Source organism: Mesorhizobium sp. Ca11 (genome assembly GCF_020165275.1).
GTDB lineage: Bacteria > Pseudomonadota > Alphaproteobacteria > Rhizobiales > Rhizobiaceae > Mesorhizobium.
Genome location: NZ_JAIUHU010000007.1, coordinates 303,129 through 318,283, shown reverse-complemented (window position 1 = coordinate 318,283; position 15,155 = coordinate 303,129). Strand labels below are relative to the sequence as shown.

At 60.1% G+C, this 15,155-nt stretch carries 15 protein-coding genes; 9 read left to right on the top strand and 6 right to left on the bottom strand.

Annotated features, from left to right (window positions below):
• From LB538_RS15520 to LB538_RS15505, 4 genes are all read left to right on the top strand, one after another.
• The coding region (locus tag LB538_RS15520; protein WP_224523888.1) for a type I secretion C-terminal target domain-containing protein at positions 1-1,809 on the top strand (1,809 nt) is incomplete at its 5' end.
• A 72-nt stretch (positions 1,810-1,881) separates the two neighbouring features.
• Positions 1,882-2,250, top strand: a complete 369-nt coding sequence (locus tag LB538_RS15515; protein WP_224523887.1) for a hypothetical protein — start codon at positions 1,882-1,884, stop codon at positions 2,248-2,250.
• 254 nt (positions 2,251-2,504) lie between these two features.
• Entirely contained in the window at positions 2,505-3,140 is a 636-nt protein-coding gene (locus LB538_RS15510; RefSeq protein WP_224621606.1) for a lytic transglycosylase domain-containing protein, read from the top strand.
• Positions 3,141-3,273: 133 nt separating this feature from the next.
• A complete protein-coding gene (locus LB538_RS15505) occupies positions 3,274-4,518 on the top strand; it encodes an ABC transporter substrate-binding protein (protein WP_318011886.1) in 1,245 nt (414 codons plus the stop codon).
• Between the two features lie 7 nt (positions 4,519-4,525).
• Here LB538_RS15505 and LB538_RS15500 read toward each other — a convergent pair whose 3' ends face one another.
• The 6 genes from LB538_RS15500 to LB538_RS15475 all read right to left on the bottom strand — a co-directional run bounded on the left by LB538_RS15500 (position 4,526) and on the right by LB538_RS15475 (position 10,001).
• Positions 4,526-5,164, bottom strand: coding sequence for a methyltransferase family protein (locus tag LB538_RS15500; RefSeq protein ID WP_224523874.1), 639 nt, complete (start codon positions 5,162-5,164; stop codon positions 4,526-4,528).
• A 370-nt stretch (positions 5,165-5,534) separates the two neighbouring features.
• Positions 5,535-6,080 carry a prepilin peptidase gene (locus LB538_RS15495; protein ID WP_224523872.1) on the bottom strand — a complete coding sequence of 182 codons (546 nt, stop codon included), beginning with the start codon at positions 6,078-6,080 and terminating at the stop codon, positions 5,535-5,537.
• Positions 6,077-6,622 (bottom strand): tetratricopeptide repeat protein, encoded by a 546-nt coding sequence (locus LB538_RS15490; RefSeq protein WP_224523870.1) that lies wholly within the window; start codon positions 6,620-6,622, stop codon positions 6,077-6,079. Before LB538_RS15490 ends, LB538_RS15495 begins: the two co-directional genes overlap by 4 nt.
• Positions 6,623-6,675: 53 nt before the next feature.
• Positions 6,676-7,626, bottom strand: coding sequence for a type II secretion system F family protein (locus LB538_RS15485; RefSeq protein WP_224523937.1), 951 nt, complete (start codon positions 7,624-7,626; stop codon positions 6,676-6,678).
• 15 nt (positions 7,627-7,641) lie between these two features.
• A complete protein-coding gene (locus tag LB538_RS15480) occupies positions 7,642-8,613 on the bottom strand; it encodes a type II secretion system F family protein (protein ID WP_224523867.1) in 972 nt (323 codons plus the stop codon).
• Positions 8,613-10,001, bottom strand: a complete 1,389-nt coding sequence (locus tag LB538_RS15475; protein ID WP_224523865.1) for a CpaF family protein — start codon at positions 9,999-10,001, stop codon at positions 8,613-8,615. Before LB538_RS15475 ends, LB538_RS15480 begins: the two co-directional genes overlap by 1 nt.
• Positions 10,002-10,497: 496 nt before the next feature.
• Here LB538_RS15475 and LB538_RS15470 point away from each other — a divergent pair, with 496 nt between their 5' ends.
• The 5 genes from LB538_RS15470 to LB538_RS15450 all read left to right on the top strand — a co-directional run bounded on the left by LB538_RS15470 (position 10,498) and on the right by LB538_RS15450 (position 15,155).
• The gene (locus tag LB538_RS15470; protein WP_224523862.1) at positions 10,498-10,710 is read left to right on the top strand and encodes a Flp family type IVb pilin; all 213 of its coding nucleotides are present in this window, start codon (positions 10,498-10,500) and stop codon (positions 10,708-10,710) included.
• A 98-nt stretch (positions 10,711-10,808) separates the two neighbouring features.
• Positions 10,809-11,831 carry a Flp pilus assembly protein CpaB gene (gene cpaB, locus LB538_RS15465; protein WP_224523859.1) on the top strand — a complete coding sequence of 341 codons (1,023 nt, stop codon included), beginning with the start codon at positions 10,809-10,811 and terminating at the stop codon, positions 11,829-11,831.
• Between the two features lie 52 nt (positions 11,832-11,883).
• Positions 11,884-13,329 carry a type II and III secretion system protein family protein gene (locus LB538_RS15460; protein ID WP_224523842.1) on the top strand — a complete coding sequence of 482 codons (1,446 nt, stop codon included), beginning with the start codon at positions 11,884-11,886 and terminating at the stop codon, positions 13,327-13,329.
• A complete protein-coding gene (locus LB538_RS15455; protein ID WP_224517709.1) occupies positions 13,316-13,618 on the top strand; it encodes a hypothetical protein in 303 nt (100 codons plus the stop codon). Before LB538_RS15460 ends, LB538_RS15455 begins: the two co-directional genes overlap by 14 nt.
• A gap of 61 nt (positions 13,619-13,679) precedes the next feature.
• Positions 13,680-15,155, top strand: a complete 1,476-nt coding sequence (locus LB538_RS15450) for a TadE/TadG family type IV pilus assembly protein (RefSeq protein WP_224523839.1) — start codon at positions 13,680-13,682, stop codon at positions 15,153-15,155.

The following is a 15,155-nucleotide window of genomic DNA, read 5'->3' as shown; positions in this document are numbered from 1 at the left end:
GATGCCGACGGCGACAGCGCCTCGACCGGCGCCATCGACATCGGCGGCGCGGTCACCTTCCTCGATGACGGCCCGACAGCAGTCTCGCCGGACTACGCGGTGCTGTCGAATAGCGCGGGCGCTCCGGTTACGTTTGCTCTGGATGTAGACCACTCGCTGTCCAACAACTACGGAGCGGATGGTGCCGGCACGGCGATTTTCGCGGCGTCTCTCGATGGCGCGGACAGCGGCCTGACTTCGGGCGGCGCCCACATCATCTACGATGTATCTGCGGACGGTCATACCCTGTACGGAAATGCTAACGGCCTGGCGGTGTTCACCGTCACCCTCGACCCCCAGAGTGCCAGCTATTCCGTTGACATGAATGGAACGGTCGACAGCCTGACGCAAGTGACGTTCTCTAACGGGACGTATGATTTCGACGGCGGTAACGGCGCCTGGGCCGGCTTCGTGCCCAATGGTCAGAAGAACTCCGGTGCCCCGGTCGACGATAATTCGCAGGACGTGCTTTTCACGCCTTTCGGCACCGGCACGACCATCAACGGGAACGCGAACTCCTTCGGCGTCGGCGGCGGCGCCGGCGGGCAGAACATCGGTGCGGGCGAAGGCATCCGGGTGGACTTTGTCCAGGATTTGACCGGCAACACGATGGGAGCCGGCGGATATGGCGTCCTCGCCAACCGCGACCACGTGTTCGATAACCACTATACCGCCAACGGCGCCACCTTCACCTTTGGCGACGGAAACACCAACACCGTTCTTCAAATCACGGCGAAGGACGACAACGCCACGACGGGTACCGACAACAACAAGGTCGTTGGGGATGGTGCGCTCGATTCGGTCACGTCGGTCGCGATCGCGTATGACGGGCAGACGCAGATCGTCGATTTCGCGACCATCGGCACCAACGCAACGACATACACGGTTGGCAGTCCGGGTGGGCTGACGGACAGAACCTACACGGTTCACTTCGTCGATGTGGATCCCACCGCCGCAGTTCATTATGCCGCTCAGATAACAGGTATAATGGACGACCATGTTTCCGTCTCAACGTTCACGGCCGACGGCTACAACAGTCTGGAATTGTTGAACACGAGCGGCGACGACTTCGCCATCACCGGGTTCGGCGCAGCCGTTCAGAGCACCAACCCCGTCAACTTCAATCTGCCGATCCAGATCGTGGACGCGGACGGTGACCTGGCGACAAGTCTGATCGGCGTGACGCTGAGCGGGAACCCGATTGCGGATCACTCGGCGGACGCCGCCGGCGCTTCGCATATCTACACGTCGACGGCGGCGGCGCCCGATATCATCGGGTCTGCTTTCGACGACACCATCACCGGCAACGATGTCGGGAACATGCTGTATGGTGGAGCCGGAGTCGACAATTTGAGTGGAGCGGGCGGCAACGACACGCTCGTCGGCGGCGCCGGCAACGATACGCTCAATGGCGGGTCCGGCAACGACCTCCTCGTCGGCGGCGCTGGCCAGGACACCCTGACAGGCGGCACCGGCGCCGATACGTTCAGGCTCGACCACCTCGACATCAAGGATCTCATCACCGATTACAGTGGCGCCGAAGGCGACAAGATCGACTTGTCGTCGCTGTTCGAGACAGCACCGGGAGGCAACATCGCCGACTACGTGCATTATGACGCTGGCACAAAGACGCTGAGTGTCGACACCAACGGCACGGTCGGCGGCACCAACTTCGTAGATGTGGCCCAGCTGACGAACGGACCTGCCGCCGGAACGATCAACATCCTTTACGACGACAACGCACACGCACAGCACACGGCCACCATTTAGCACTTATGCGCCACCACGCTTCCATGCTAAACATCAGCAAAGCATGAATTCGCAATTCGGAGAGGGGCTTACATGAAACATTCCGTAAGATTGCTGGCTTCGGCCGCGGCGCTGTTGGTGGCCGGGTCGACGGGGTTCGCCGCCGACATCATCGGCGAGCCGGCGGTGAATTATTGCCGCACTGTGGGCACCTCGGACCTGGTGCTGACCGACAACATGGTCGAGCTCAAGGACCATGTGGTGAAGCTGATGGACGAATCGGTCGCCGTCGCCAACAGCCCGGAATGGATCAACTCGTCGCGTCCCGCCTTCGTCTGGGCCTCGGAAGCCAAGGTCGCCTGCGGCATGGCCTATGGCTACCTCAAGACGAACTACAAGGACGAAGACACGCTCAACAAATGCGAGTGCTTCCACGACCGCATGGTCGAGTACATGCACTGAGCTGACGGGCAAGCGGACGCCGGCTGGCTGCGATGGTGGCCGACGGAGAACCGGCGAAGGCGATCGCGCTGGACCGGTCCGCCGTTTCACCGAAACGGCGAAACGGTCCATCTCTTTGTCTTGACGCAAGTGCGAGCGGAAAACCGCCACGCAGTTTTCCTGGAATTGCCCTGGCGGTCGCCTTGCTTGGCCTGGGGCAAACACCTGTCCACGCCAATTGGCTGGAACGGCCGCAGCCGCAGCGGGCGCAGCCCGTGCGCTGCGACGCGGCGCCCGAGCGGACGTGCGCGACATTCAAGGCATTCGCGACTTGCCAGGCGTCGCTCTTCGGCCTCGAGCCGGTGCTGGCGCATGCGGTGATGGAGATCGAGAGCGGCTTCGATCCCGGCGTGCACGGCGCCGACGGCGAGATCGGGCTGATGCAGGTCATGCCGGCAACGGCGCGGATGCTCGGCTTTCGCGGCTCGCTCGACGAGCTCGGCGAGCCGGCCACCAACATCGCGCTCGGCGTCAGATATCTGGCGCAGGCAAACAGGCTCGCCGCGGGCGATCTTTGCACCACTGTGATGAAATACCGCGCCGGGCATGGGGAAACCCGCTTCTCGGTCCGCTCTGTCGACTACTGCCGGCGCGCACGCGCGATCCTGGCGCGGGAGGGGCTCGACGCGGCCGGGCCGCTGCCGGTGGCGACGATCGGATTCTCCGACGTCTCGACGATCGGATTTTCCGACGTCTCGACGATCGGCTTGTCCGCCGCCGGCGAGGAGAAACGCGTCTGCGTGAGACGATCGTTCGTGCCGGGGCCGCGCTACATGAAATGCGCCGACTATCGCAGCCCGGCGCAAGCAAGGACGATACAGGCGCTGAGAGCGCGGCTGTTCGACGGCTGAAGCGATGATGCAAGAACTGCGGGACGGCCGGGCAGGCGAACGTTAAGAGAAGTGAAGGCAGACCGGGGCGAACAGCTGGCGGCAGATGGGATGGAAGCATCAGATGAAATGTGAGCGGCACGATCAGCGTCTGTTGGCTCTCGCTCTCGGGCTCGTCGCGACGCTGTGCGGTTGCCAGTCCAAGAGCGGCGCGTCGGACGTGCTCGATCCGTCGGCGATAGCGGCACCCGCCGGCCAGGCGGGCGCGCCCGCGGCGCCCGCCCAGCAGGCAAGCGGCCAGGCCTTGGGCAGTGCGGCCTTGGCCAGCGCGACCTCGGCCGGCCCGACCTCGGCCGCCGCCGCCAAGGCCCAGCTGACGCTCGGCACGGGGCCGACCAAGGTGGCCATGCTGCTGCCGCTTTCGGCGCCCGGAAGCACGGGCGAGACCGGCCGGAAAATGTATGACGGCGCGCGCCTCGCAATGGCCGATCTCGGCGACAAGCTTCTGACGCTGACGATCGAGGACACGCGCGGCGACAGCGGCTACGCGAAGGAGCTCGCGGTGAAGGCGATCACCTCGGGCACGGCGAAGGCGGTCATCGGGCCGTCCGAGCTTGCGGCCGCTCAGCACCTTGCCAAGCTCTCCGGCTCCAAGCGGCCGCCGGTGCTGGCGCTGGCCGACAATTTCGCCGGCGGCCCCGGCGTCTATTCCGTGCGGCTCGGCGAAGCCGATAGCGCTGCGGCGGGCGCGGCGGCGGTCGCCGCCAAGGGCGCCAGGAAATTCGTGCTGCTGGTGCCATCGGGCGCGGACTCGGGCCCGATTGAATCCCGGGTGGCCAACGCGCTCAGCATCTATGGCGCCACGCTTGCGGTGACGCTGCCCTATTCGGCGAGCGACGGCGGCGCGAAGGTGGTGTCGGACATGGGCTCGCTGGTCGAGGCGCCCGATGCCGTGGTCGTCGCCTGCGGCGACGGCAGCCCTGTCGCCGTGCTCGCGGCGCTGAAGGCCAAAGGCATTCCGGGCAAGGCGGTGACGCTGGTCGGCACCGACCGTTGGCTCGAGCACCCGATGGATCCGCTCTACGAAGGCGCCTATATCGCGACGCTCGACCAGAGCGAGATCGGCCCGATCGCCGACCGCTTCAAGGCGACCTACAACTACCAGCCGGACGTCAACGTGGCCTATGCCTACGACGTGGTGGCGCTGAGCGCGGGCATCGCCAGCTCCGCCGGCCCCGACGGTTTCAGCAAGCAGGTGCTGGAAAACACCAGCGGCTTCCGCGGCTCGACCGGCCTGTTCCGCTTCCGCGCCGACGGCTCGAGCCAAAGGTCGATGCCGTTCTTCAGGGTGGAGAAGGGTAAGCTTAAGCTGGTGGAGAAACAGACGTCGGGGTTTTAGAAAGTCGCTACTGTTGAGTAGACGCTTCTGGCGAACGGAAGAACCGCGGCACCAACATCGGCACCCGCCGGGCATATTCGTCGTATTCCGGGAAAGTTTCCCGCAGTATCGCTTCTTCGTTCGTGGCGCGCCGGTACTGAAAAATACATTGAATAAAGCCAAGCGCCACCATCAGCCATGAGAAATGCGAGATTATTATACCCAAAACGAAGACGGCTTCGCAGATGTATAGCGGATGCCTGACGACGGAGTAAGGGCCGGACGTCACCAGACGCCTTGCGGTTGCCATAAGTGAAAAGGACCTGCCGAGCCAAGAAATACAGAAAATTGAGCAGGAAGTGCCGAGAAGAATTGTGCACAGCGCGGATAGCTGCACCCACCAGCTCTGTACTGGCGGAATCAACATCATCGCCACCAAAATCAGGAAGGTCCCAGCCACTGAAGTGACCCTAGGTTCTATCCCCTTGGCAGTGCCTTGCGCCGGAAGCCGGGCAACTGTCATGAAGAGCTGAAGCAGAAGAAATATGACCGAACTCAGCTGCGTGACCATCGCTAACGTTATCGAATAGGAAGCGCTCCAGAAATATTCGGCCAAGGAAATCGCACTAAGCGTCGCCAGCACCGTCATGACAGCGACGATGGCCATCCGTCCAAAGAAATCCTCAGTAAACATACCCCACCCCCAGAGAGCAATCTAAACACTTTCTTATCGCCAGCACAAGCAAATGGTTTTCATAAAGTTAATTGCCACATATACGCGCAGTTAATCTATTCGATCTAACCATTATCAATGCCAACCAATTTTACCACCGTGCTTCGTACGCTGGCGCCACTCATGGCGACCACTTCAGTGGTCGCGGTAAGTCGCACTCCACCCCCACAGCACGATGTTTGCGGTTTGGCTGACGCTGCCGATTAATGCAGCCGAGCGGCAAACTTTCTAACGGCGGATCTAACCGGCAGGACTAAATAATCGCAGCCAATACAGCCATTGGATGCAATGGTATGCGCACTCACTAGTTGAGTTGCTCCAAAACCCCGGAACTGGTTGCCACCACAATGGCGTGATACATCTGCAGAGCCACCGCGCAGATGGAAGCGGCGGATATCGGCACTCCGAACGGCACGATGCCCCTGCGGTCCATATGCTGCACATAGTGACGGAACATCCCAGCCGGCAGCAGAAATGGATTCTTGACTAGGGCCGCCGTAGCGACCGCGAAAACCAGCAGCAGCACGGAAAAAACGGCGAGATTGCTGCCGCCGATCAGGAACGGCGTAACGCTCATCAGCTTGACATCGCCGGCGCCGATCTTGCGCAGGAGCCAGAATGGAAAGAGCGCAAGGAACAGCGCCAGACCGCCAAATGCGCTGATGCCCATCTCCAACCACGAGTGAGCTTGTAAGGATTGGAATTGCAAAGCACCAAGGCCGAGGCAAAGCAACAGCAGCACGTCGCGGTTTGGTATGCGCTGCGTGGAAAAATCGATCCAGGCGATGCGGCCAAGCAGCAGGATTGCCAGTCCCTTGAAGACGATCGAAGCGGTTAGCAAAAGACTCATGACCGCTCGATGTTCCGCACGCTGGATGACAGCAGCTTCAGATTATTGGCCACGGTCGGATCGTTGGGGGCCAGTTCATAGGCCTTGAGGAAGTTGCTGCGCGCGTCCTGCAGCTTGCCGCGCAGTAGATAGGAATAGCCGAGATTGTTGTAATATTCCGGCGTTGCGCCAAGCAGCCGGTAGGCCCGGCCATAGGCCATGTCGGCAAGATCGAAACGGCGGATGCGATCGCAGGAGGCGGCGAGACCAAGCCAGGCGACGCCGTCATTCGGCGCGAGCCGGGTCGCCTTATAGAACAAGGCGCCGGCATTGCCGTAATTTTCGGAACGGAACTGGGTCTTGGCCTCGGTGACCGCCTGGTCCGACGCGTAATAGTCGACGTCGCTAATCGTCTTCAGCCCGTCGAAGGTATCGCCGAAGGCGGTGTAGTCGCCTTTGGCGGGCTCATTGGTGCGCACGACGCCGCCGGTGGAATCGTGGGTCTGGCAACCGGCCAGGAAAATCAGCAGCAGGCTGGTCGCGACTGCGAGGCGCTTTATCATTGTGTGTTCCCACGAGTCCCCGACTCTATTTTAGAAGAGAAACATATGACCGACTAGAAGAAAATGCCCTTCATGCGGATGATCACCGGCAACATGATCACCATCATCACCACCGGGAAAATGCAGAGCCCCAGCGGGATCATCATTTTTACCGGCAAGGCGTTGGCACGCTCCTCGGCATTGAGAATTCTCTGGCTGCGCATCTCGGCGCTGTAAACGCGCAAGGCTTCCGTCAAGCTTGTGCCGAGTTCTTCCGACTGTCGGAACAGCACGGCAAGTGCCCGCGCCTCGTCGAGGCCGATGCGATCGGCCAATTCCCGCAGCGCCTCGCGTAGCGGCTTGCCGGCGCGCAGCTGCAGATTCATGATCGAGAGCTGGATGCCAAGCCATTTATGCGCGCCAGCCAGTTCCTGACTGACCCGCTCGACCGCCGCCTCGAGGCTCATGCCGGCATCGGCACAGGTGATCATCATATCCATGAAATCGGGAAAGGAGCGACGATAGACCTGTTTCTGCGCATTCTCGAATCGATCGAGCATGATGTTGGGAATGACGATGCAGGCCAGGCCGAACAAGGCTGAGCCAGCAAAGGTGATGAATCCAGGGAGTTGCGCTGGCAGCACCCGATAGAGGAGCGCATATATCGCCAGGAAGCCTAGACAGACGGCGGCAAGTCGGCAAAGTGTATAGATCAGAGGGGCACTTGACTGATAAAAACCGGCACGAAAGAGTTTCGCCTCCAGAGCGTTCGGCTCTTTACGTTCCTTTTCGATCGACTTGAAATAGGCATCGACTGGCTTTTGCGCCGCGATCTTGGCTAGTTGATCCTGTCCTAGCATCGAACGATGATCGACAGTGTCATTGCCTACCAGATTGCCTGTCACCAGCCTCCGTGTTTGCAATGCCGGCAGAAAAACCAGCGCGGCAAACAGGAACAGCGCAACCGCTGCCACGAAGACAGCAACGGAGACCAGAAAAGCCAGGTCGTTGGTGTTGGAAAGCAGGCTTATGACTCGCTCCTAGAAATCGAAAGTGACCATGCGGTACATAATGAGATCGCCTAGGAGCGCCCAGATTCCGAAGATCAGGAATACTGGCATTATTATTGGATCGCCCCAAATCGTTCCGTAATACGACGGCGCAATGAGCTGCAGCACCAGGAACATTACGATCGGGAACAGCGAGATGATCCAGGCTGAGACCCGTCCCTCGGATGAGAGCGCCCTGATTTTCATACGCAACTTCTGTCGCTCGCGGAGGGCGGATGAAAGGTTGGCCAACATCTCGGTGAGATTGCCACCTGTTTTTGACTGGATCGAGAGAGAGACTGATAGGAGGTGCAGCCCCTCGAAACCTACCCGTTCCGACAGCTTTCGCACCGCCTGCTCCATGCTGAGCCCGAAGGTGATCTCATCGGCGACGATGCCGAATTCCGTGCCTAACGGATCGGGCATTTCGCGAGCAACAAGGGCTATTGCAACGGAGGCGGGGTGCCCGGCACGCAAGGAACGGACAATCATGTCGAGAGCATCGGGCAATTGCTTTGCGAACTTCTGTATTCTTTTTTTTCGGGTACGCCGCAATACGAAGAGCGGCAGCCCTAAGCCAATGATAAGAAAGACGATGAAAGCAGCCGGTGCAGCCAATCGGACAAGGAACGAGAGAAGCAAAGCCAGCGCCAAGCCAGCAAGGAGAAAGCTCGCCGCGAAAGTCGGCGGATTTCCCGTGATACCGGATTGTGTATACAGCCTATTGAGCCAAACAAAACCGAAAGCAAAATCTCCAGAGTCAGTCAAACCTCGTTCGCGCAGCAAGCTTTGTAATGTCTGTTCCGCAGGCGATTCATCGGCGAGCCTCCGCAGTCGACGATTCACCGCGACCCGGCGCGAGCGCCGGCTGGCCAAAGACAGATAAAAAGCCTCGCCGGCAAGGATGACCGAGGCGGCGGCAACCACATAAATGAAGTAAAGCAGCGACTGTCCTGTCAGCATCACATCGCCACCTGCGGATTGAAGGCGTCCTTGGCGAAGTGGAGGCCCTGCGTGGCGGCCTCAGGGGCAAAGCGCGGACGGACGCCGGTGGCGCGGAAATCACCGATGATCGCTCCATCGGCGGCAACATCGCGCCTGACATAGTGATAGATTTCCTGCAACTGCACGACGTTGCCTTCCATGCCGGTGATCTCGGAGATGGAGACGACCCGCCGCCCGCCATCGGATAGGCGCTGTGTCTGCACGATGATGTCGATGGCCGAAGCGATCTGCGCACGGATCGATTCATGCGTCATCGGCAACCCGGCCATACCGACCATCTGCTCCAGACGCGAGATGGCATCGCGCGGGGTGTTGGCGTGGATTGTGGTCATCGAGCCTTCATGGCCAGTGTTCATGGCCTGCAGCATGTCGAACGCTTCCTCGCCGCGCACCTCGCCGACGATGATGCGGTCGGGGCGCATGCGCAGCGCGTTCTTCACCAGCTCGCGCTGGCGGATCTCGCCTTTGCCCTCGACATTGGGTGGGCGTGTCTCCAGCCGGCCGACATGCGGCTGCTGCAGTTGCAGTTCCGCGGCGTCCTCGATGGTTACCAGACGCTCCTTCGACGGGATGTAGCTCGACAGCGCGTTGAGCAACGTCGTCTTGCCGCTGCCGGTGCCGCCCGAAACCAGGATCGACTTGCGCGCCTGCACCGCGATCCGCAGCATGTCGATCATCGGCTGGCGGATCGAGTTGAACGCCATCAGGCGTTCCAGCGAATAAGGATTCTTCGAGAATTTGCGGATCGAGACCAGCGGGCCATCGACCGAGACCGGCCGCACGGCAATGTTGACGCGAGAGCCGTCCTCCAGGCGCGCATCCGCCATCGGCGCGGATTCGTCCACCCGACGACCAATAGCCGAGACGATCTTGTTGATGATGCGCAGCAGATGCGCTTCGTCGCGAAAGCGGATCGAGGTTTGCTCGATCAGGCCGCGGCGCTCAATGAACACGCGCTCATGCGTGTTGATCATGATGTCGGTAATCGAATCATCCTTGAGCAGAGGCTCGATCGGACCAAGGCCCAGCATCTCGTCGGCCGTGTCGCTGGTCAGTTGATCCAGCTCGCGGGCATTCAAGGGCACGTTGCGGCTCCGGACGAACTCGCGCACGATCGGCCGGATCTCGTTCAGGATTTCATCCTTTGACGCGCTTTCCAGCGCCGTCAGGTTAAAACGATCGATGAGATGGCGATGCAGCTCGACTTTCAAGGTCAGGAAGTCGAGACCTTGTGGTTCGACATCCATCGTAGTTGCCACGACTGTTTCGTTCCCCGCCGCAACGACGGGTACTACCTGCTGCGACGCCCGTTGCTCACCCGGCCCCTTTATGAAGCGACCCAACATGCCGCCAACCCCTTTTTGTTCCCGGACATGAAACTAAGCGTTAACCACGAGTGGCACAAGCGGCCTGCAGGCCACAGTCCATGTATTACTTGCGACATAGTTAAGAAGGTGGTCAAATTCTCGCATAACTGCTTCTAATTCACTCCGGTTTAACAGACTAAAGTCCTAAGACCATTGCCGCGACGAATGCACCTAAGTCCGCCAAGGCGTTAGATATACTGAATTATGTCGGATTTCTAATACACCAGCAATGAGACCCCACCGCGGCGGAATTGTGAATGAATGGTTAAAATGACTTGAAAAATGAGGCGAATCAAGCCCTTGTCCCAATTGAAACGATTCCAAATCGAGTATTGAAGGGTTAAGCTTCCGTTAATCCGTTTGACACTTCTTTTTCACGAGACCTAGGATTGAACCTGACGGGGGATGCTTGGGTATGGGGTTCATTCCTTGGCTCTGTCTCGTCGGGTTCAAGCCTCCAAAAGGAGAAATTGGCATGAAGAAGCTCATGACGATGACCCGGCAGTTCCGCGATGACGAACACGGCGCTGCTATGGTCGAATACTCAATCCTGATCGGCATTATCGCCGCGGCGTCGATCGTGGCGATTGTCGCGATTGGCGGTTGGGTAAGCCACCAGTTCACCCAGCTCTGTACCAATCTGGGTACCAACGGCGCCACGGGAAGCACCTGCAACCCCGCTGGCTAAGCAAAAAGCACTCCAGGCCGGGGTTATTGATCCCGGTCTGGAGCCTTGCATCATCAGGGGCTGCCGGCGCGGTCAGAGCCGGCTTCAAGGGTGGGGAAATGCGCGCCAATACACTTATCATGGTCGTGCTCGCTGGGATATTCGGCGTCCTGGCGGTCGTTCTCGTCAACATCTGGCTGGCAGGCCAGCGCAATGCTCTGGCTCAAGCCAACGGCGTGCAGGCGGCTACCGTCGTGGTCGCGGCCGTGCCACTGAAATTCGGAGACGCGTTGAGCGCCGATAATCTTCGCGAAATTGCATGGCCGGCGGGAGCGGTGCCGGCAGGCGCATTCAAGACAGTCAAAGAGGCGATGGCCGGAAACGGTGCGCGCCAGGCGCTGCAGACGATCAGCGCCAACGAACCCGTCCTCGCCACCAAGATCACCGGCCCCGGCCAGCGGGCCACGCTTTCGGCGGTTCTAGACGAGGGCATGAAAGCTGTTTCTATCAGGGTCAATGACGTGCTCGGTGTAGCCGGCTTCGTCTTTCCCGGTGACCGCGTCGATATCCTGCTGAGCCGATCGGTTCGCGACAACGAAGGCGCGGATAAGAGCTTCGTCGATGTGTTGCTGCAGAGCGTCAAGGTGCTCGCCGTCGATCAGATCGCGGATGCGACAAAAGACAATCCGACGGTCGTCAAAGCGGTGACTGTGGAGGTGAGCACGAAAGATGCGCAGAAGCTCACCTTGGCCGCAGGCGCCGGCCAATTGTCCCTGGCCTTGCGTCAGGCCGCCGGAAGCAAAGGCGAGATGAACGAGAGGGTGACGCTGGCGGACCTGACCGGCGACACGCCGGAGGATGTCGCCAAGCGCCAGGCCGAGTTTGACAGGCAGGCCGCCGAGGAAGCCGCGCGCAAGCAAGCCGACGAGAAGATCGATGGCCTGGCTAAGGCGGTGGAGCGGGTCGGCAGCCAGATCGACCAGATGAGCAAGGCAAAGGCGGTCACGGTCGTGGCCGCCGCGCCTCAGCAGCCGGCGAAAGAAGTCATCAAATACGTCCAGCCGGAGCCGCCCAAGCTAGCGACGATCGGCGTGTTCCGGGGTGTCAAGCTGGAATCATACGAAGTGCCGCGACAAGACTGACGAGGGTCGGCGCGGCGGAGGCTGCCCTGGGCAGCAAGCGGGGAGATGGGGAATGAAGGGGTTTTGGGTGAGGATAGCGGCGGCCGCGCTATCCCTGTTGGGCGTATCGGCGATCTCTGGCAATCCGGCTACCGCGGCTGACCGCTTCATCGACGTGTCGAGCCCGTCGCTGCATCGCGTCTTCGTGCCGGTATCGCAATCCGCCACGATCCAGGTGAACGCCACGCTGGGCGACATCGTGGTGGGCGACGAGAAGATTGCCGATGCGCAGCCGATGACCGACAAGACGCTCTACATCATCGGCAAGACCGTCGGCACCACCACCGTCAATCTCTTTTCCGAGGACAAACGCTCGCTTGGCGCCATCCAGATCGAGGTCGGCCAGGATGTCAGCGACATGGCGGTGGCCATTCGCCAGGTGGCGCCGAAAGCTCGGATCGAGATCGGCTCGATCAACGGCAAGGTGAGGCTCAGCGGCCACGTGAAGGACGCAGCGACGCTGGCATCCATCGTGGAAGTCACGCAGCAATATGGCCCAGACGCCATCATCAACGCAGTGACGATCGATGATAGCGAGCAGGTCAATCTGTCGGTGCGCATCCTCGAGGCCAAGCGCAACGCTGGCCGTGATCTCGGCGTGTCCTTCAGGGGTAGGAATAGCCGGGGCACTACACGAGTGGGTACGGGTATTGGCACGGTAGATAAGGACGGAGCCGAACTGGGCGCAGGCGATCTGGTGACGGGCCTTCTCTCCAATACCAACCCGTTCGCGGCGCTCATCACCCGCATTATCGACAGCAACATCAAGGTCGACCTGATCATCGAGGCGCTCGAAGCGAAGGGCGTCGTTCGCACGCTAGCCGAACCGAATCTCACCACGGTTTCCGGCGAAATGGCTAGCTTTAATGCCGGCGGCGAAGTGCCGGTGCGCAGCGTCAATGCGCAAGGTGAGGTCGAGATCGTCTTCAAGCAATTCGGCGTCAATCTGAACTTCACGCCGGTGGTGTTGGACGACGGCAAGATCCACATGAAGCTGGCCCCGGAAGTCAGCGACCTGACCGGCTTCACCGCTGCGGGCGATCCGATCTTCACCAACCGCAAGCTGTCGACAGTGGTCGATTTGCGTGACGGCCAGAGCTTCGCGGTCGGCGGCCTGCTCTCCAGCAAGAACACCATACAGCAGGATCAGGTGCCCTGGCTCGGCCAGGTGCCGATCGTCGGGGCGCTGTTCCACAATTCGAGCACACAGAAAGAAGAGACCGAGCTTGTCGTCATCGTGACGCCGCATCTCGTGCGGCCGGTGAGGCCCGGCGAACAGCTGGCGACTCCCTTCGACAAGACGAAGCCCGCCAACGATCCGGAGCTCATGCTGCTCGGCCAGCTCGAAGTCAACAAGGACATGATCCGCATGTACGAGCATGGCGAGGGCGTCACCGGGCCCTATGGCCACATGCTGGATGTGAAATCGAAGGACAAGCTGGTCTATGTCAAGAAATAAGCTCCTGCTCGTCCTTCTCGGCACCAGCCTGCTCGCAGGCTGCGCGGCCGACTATTTGAACAATTACGACACGATGACTTTGGCATCGGGCGACTCGCAGAAAGCCAATCAGCTCCTGCAGACGGTCGATCCCTATAACCCGGCTTCCAACAACACGAAGATCGAAGGCAATGGAGCTCGGTCGGTCGCCGTGGTGCAGAAATACAAGCTTCCGCCAGGCGGGTCCGCGCCGGCAACCAACATGACCGTCAATGTCGGCCCGTCGAGCGAGACCAGCGCAGCGAAGTAGAAGGATGCGGTTCGTCAGGCGAGCGAGGACGCCTGGCACGAATGGAACAGAGAGTAAGATCATGTTGAGGACCATTCGTGAATTTTGGAACGATCAGCGCGGCATAGCGATGATCCTTGTCGCCATCATGCTGCCGGCGCTCGTGGGTTTTGCCGTGCTGGCTCTCGACATGAGCCGCGCCAACGGATTGCACAGCGATCTGCAAAAAGGCGTCGACGCGCTCGCGCTTGCAGGGGCAGCGGAACTGGATGGCAATTCGGATGCCTGGACGCGAGCAGAGAGGGCCCTCACGAATCTGGTTTCCAACGACACCATATTCGCCGATGCAGGTGTCGTGACGTTGCCAAGCACGGGCAGCACCACCGTCAATCCGACCTATTCCGCATGCCGGTCAAGGGGCCAGATCTCCTGGTGTTTCCTTGCGAACATTCCCACAAACGATTCCTCTCCGATTACTTCGGCCAACTATGCAGCAACGGCGGGCGCAACCAAGTTCATCCAGGTGACGGCTCAACCGGAGAGCTTCACCGCCATGTTCCCCGTTTCTTACCTTTCGGGAAGCTCGGCCAACAGCTTCAATGTCGGAGCTGAAGCCGTCGCTGGCTTCACCAACGCATTGTGCCAATTCACGCCGATGTTCATCTGCAATCCTTACACCTCCCTCGGTGCCCTTCAGACAGCCGTTTCGGGAACGAGCAAGCCGATGATCTGGCTGAAGGAGCAGACCGGCGGCAATAACGCTCAGTATGGGCCTGGCAACTACGGATTCCTTTCTTCTCCGGAAGGCGACAAATCCGCCCAGAAGCTCACCGAAATGTTCGCGGTGACGAGTCCGCCCGCTTGCTACAGCCAGAACGGTGTGCAGACCCGCCCCGGAAATGTCACTCCGGTCAACGACGGCATCAACACGCGCTTTGATATCTATCCGAACGGCAACAGCGGGAAGCTGATCCCTTCAAGCGCGCCGCCCGCACCCAATGTTCGGAAGGGCATGGTCGTCAAGAATAATGGCGGCAGTTGCAGCTACGATCTACCAAACAGCGGGCAGATAAATAATTACAAAGCACTGCCAAGGGACAATTGCTTCTATTCGGGTACCTGTACGCAAGCAGGCGTGCTTGGCAATGGCGCATGGGATTTTGCAGGTTACTGGAGCGTCAACCATGGCAACGCCAGCACCACTGGGGTGCTTACCGCGTGCGGCGCAAATCCCAGCCGGTATTGTGTCTACAAATATGAAATCGACAATCCCACCTTGAAGAGCGGACAAGAGAAGACTCCGCCGCAGTGCAACACCACAACGCAGCTCGCGGATAGGCGTTTGCTCTACGTCGCTATAGTCGACTGCGTAGCCAATAATGTGCAGGGCGGCGGCCAAACTCTGCCAGTGCAGGCTTTTGCAAGTGTATTCGTGACTGAAACGGCCGGTGGTCCACCGAATGCGGACATCTATGGCGAAATCCAGGATATCAGCACGACGGTCGGCCAAGGCACGTTGAAGAAACTTCAGCGCAACGAAGCGCAGCTTTACCGGTAG

What these genes read in the sequence shown, in the direction of transcription:
- LB538_RS15515 (WP_224523887.1), top strand. Translation starts at nt 1,882, where the DNA reads ATGAAACATTCCGTAAGATTGCTGGCTTCGGCCGCGGCGCTGTTGGTG.
- LB538_RS15500 (WP_224523874.1), bottom strand. Translation starts at nt 5,164, where the DNA reads ATGGCCATCGTCGCTGTCATGACGGTGCTGGCGACGCTTAGTGCGATT.
- LB538_RS15495 (WP_224523872.1), bottom strand. Translation starts at nt 6,080, where the DNA reads ATGAGTCTTTTGCTAACCGCTTCGATCGTCTTCAAGGGACTGGCAATC.
- LB538_RS15490 (WP_224523870.1), bottom strand. Translation starts at nt 6,622, where the DNA reads ATGATAAAGCGCCTCGCAGTCGCGACCAGCCTGCTGCTGATTTTCCTG.
- LB538_RS15480 (WP_224523867.1), bottom strand. Translation starts at nt 8,613, where the DNA reads ATGCTGACAGGACAGTCGCTGCTTTACTTCATTTATGTGGTTGCCGCC.
- LB538_RS15475 (WP_224523865.1), bottom strand. Translation starts at nt 10,001, where the DNA reads ATGTTGGGTCGCTTCATAAAGGGGCCGGGTGAGCAACGGGCGTCGCAG.
- LB538_RS15470 (WP_224523862.1), top strand. Translation starts at nt 10,498, where the DNA reads ATGAAGAAGCTCATGACGATGACCCGGCAGTTCCGCGATGACGAACAC.
- cpaB (WP_224523859.1), top strand. Translation starts at nt 10,809, where the DNA reads ATGCGCGCCAATACACTTATCATGGTCGTGCTCGCTGGGATATTCGGC.
- LB538_RS15460 (WP_224523842.1), top strand. Translation starts at nt 11,884, where the DNA reads ATGAAGGGGTTTTGGGTGAGGATAGCGGCGGCCGCGCTATCCCTGTTG.
- LB538_RS15455 (WP_224517709.1), top strand. Translation starts at nt 13,316, where the DNA reads ATGTCAAGAAATAAGCTCCTGCTCGTCCTTCTCGGCACCAGCCTGCTC.
- LB538_RS15450 (WP_224523839.1), top strand. Translation starts at nt 13,680, where the DNA reads ATGTTGAGGACCATTCGTGAATTTTGGAACGATCAGCGCGGCATAGCG.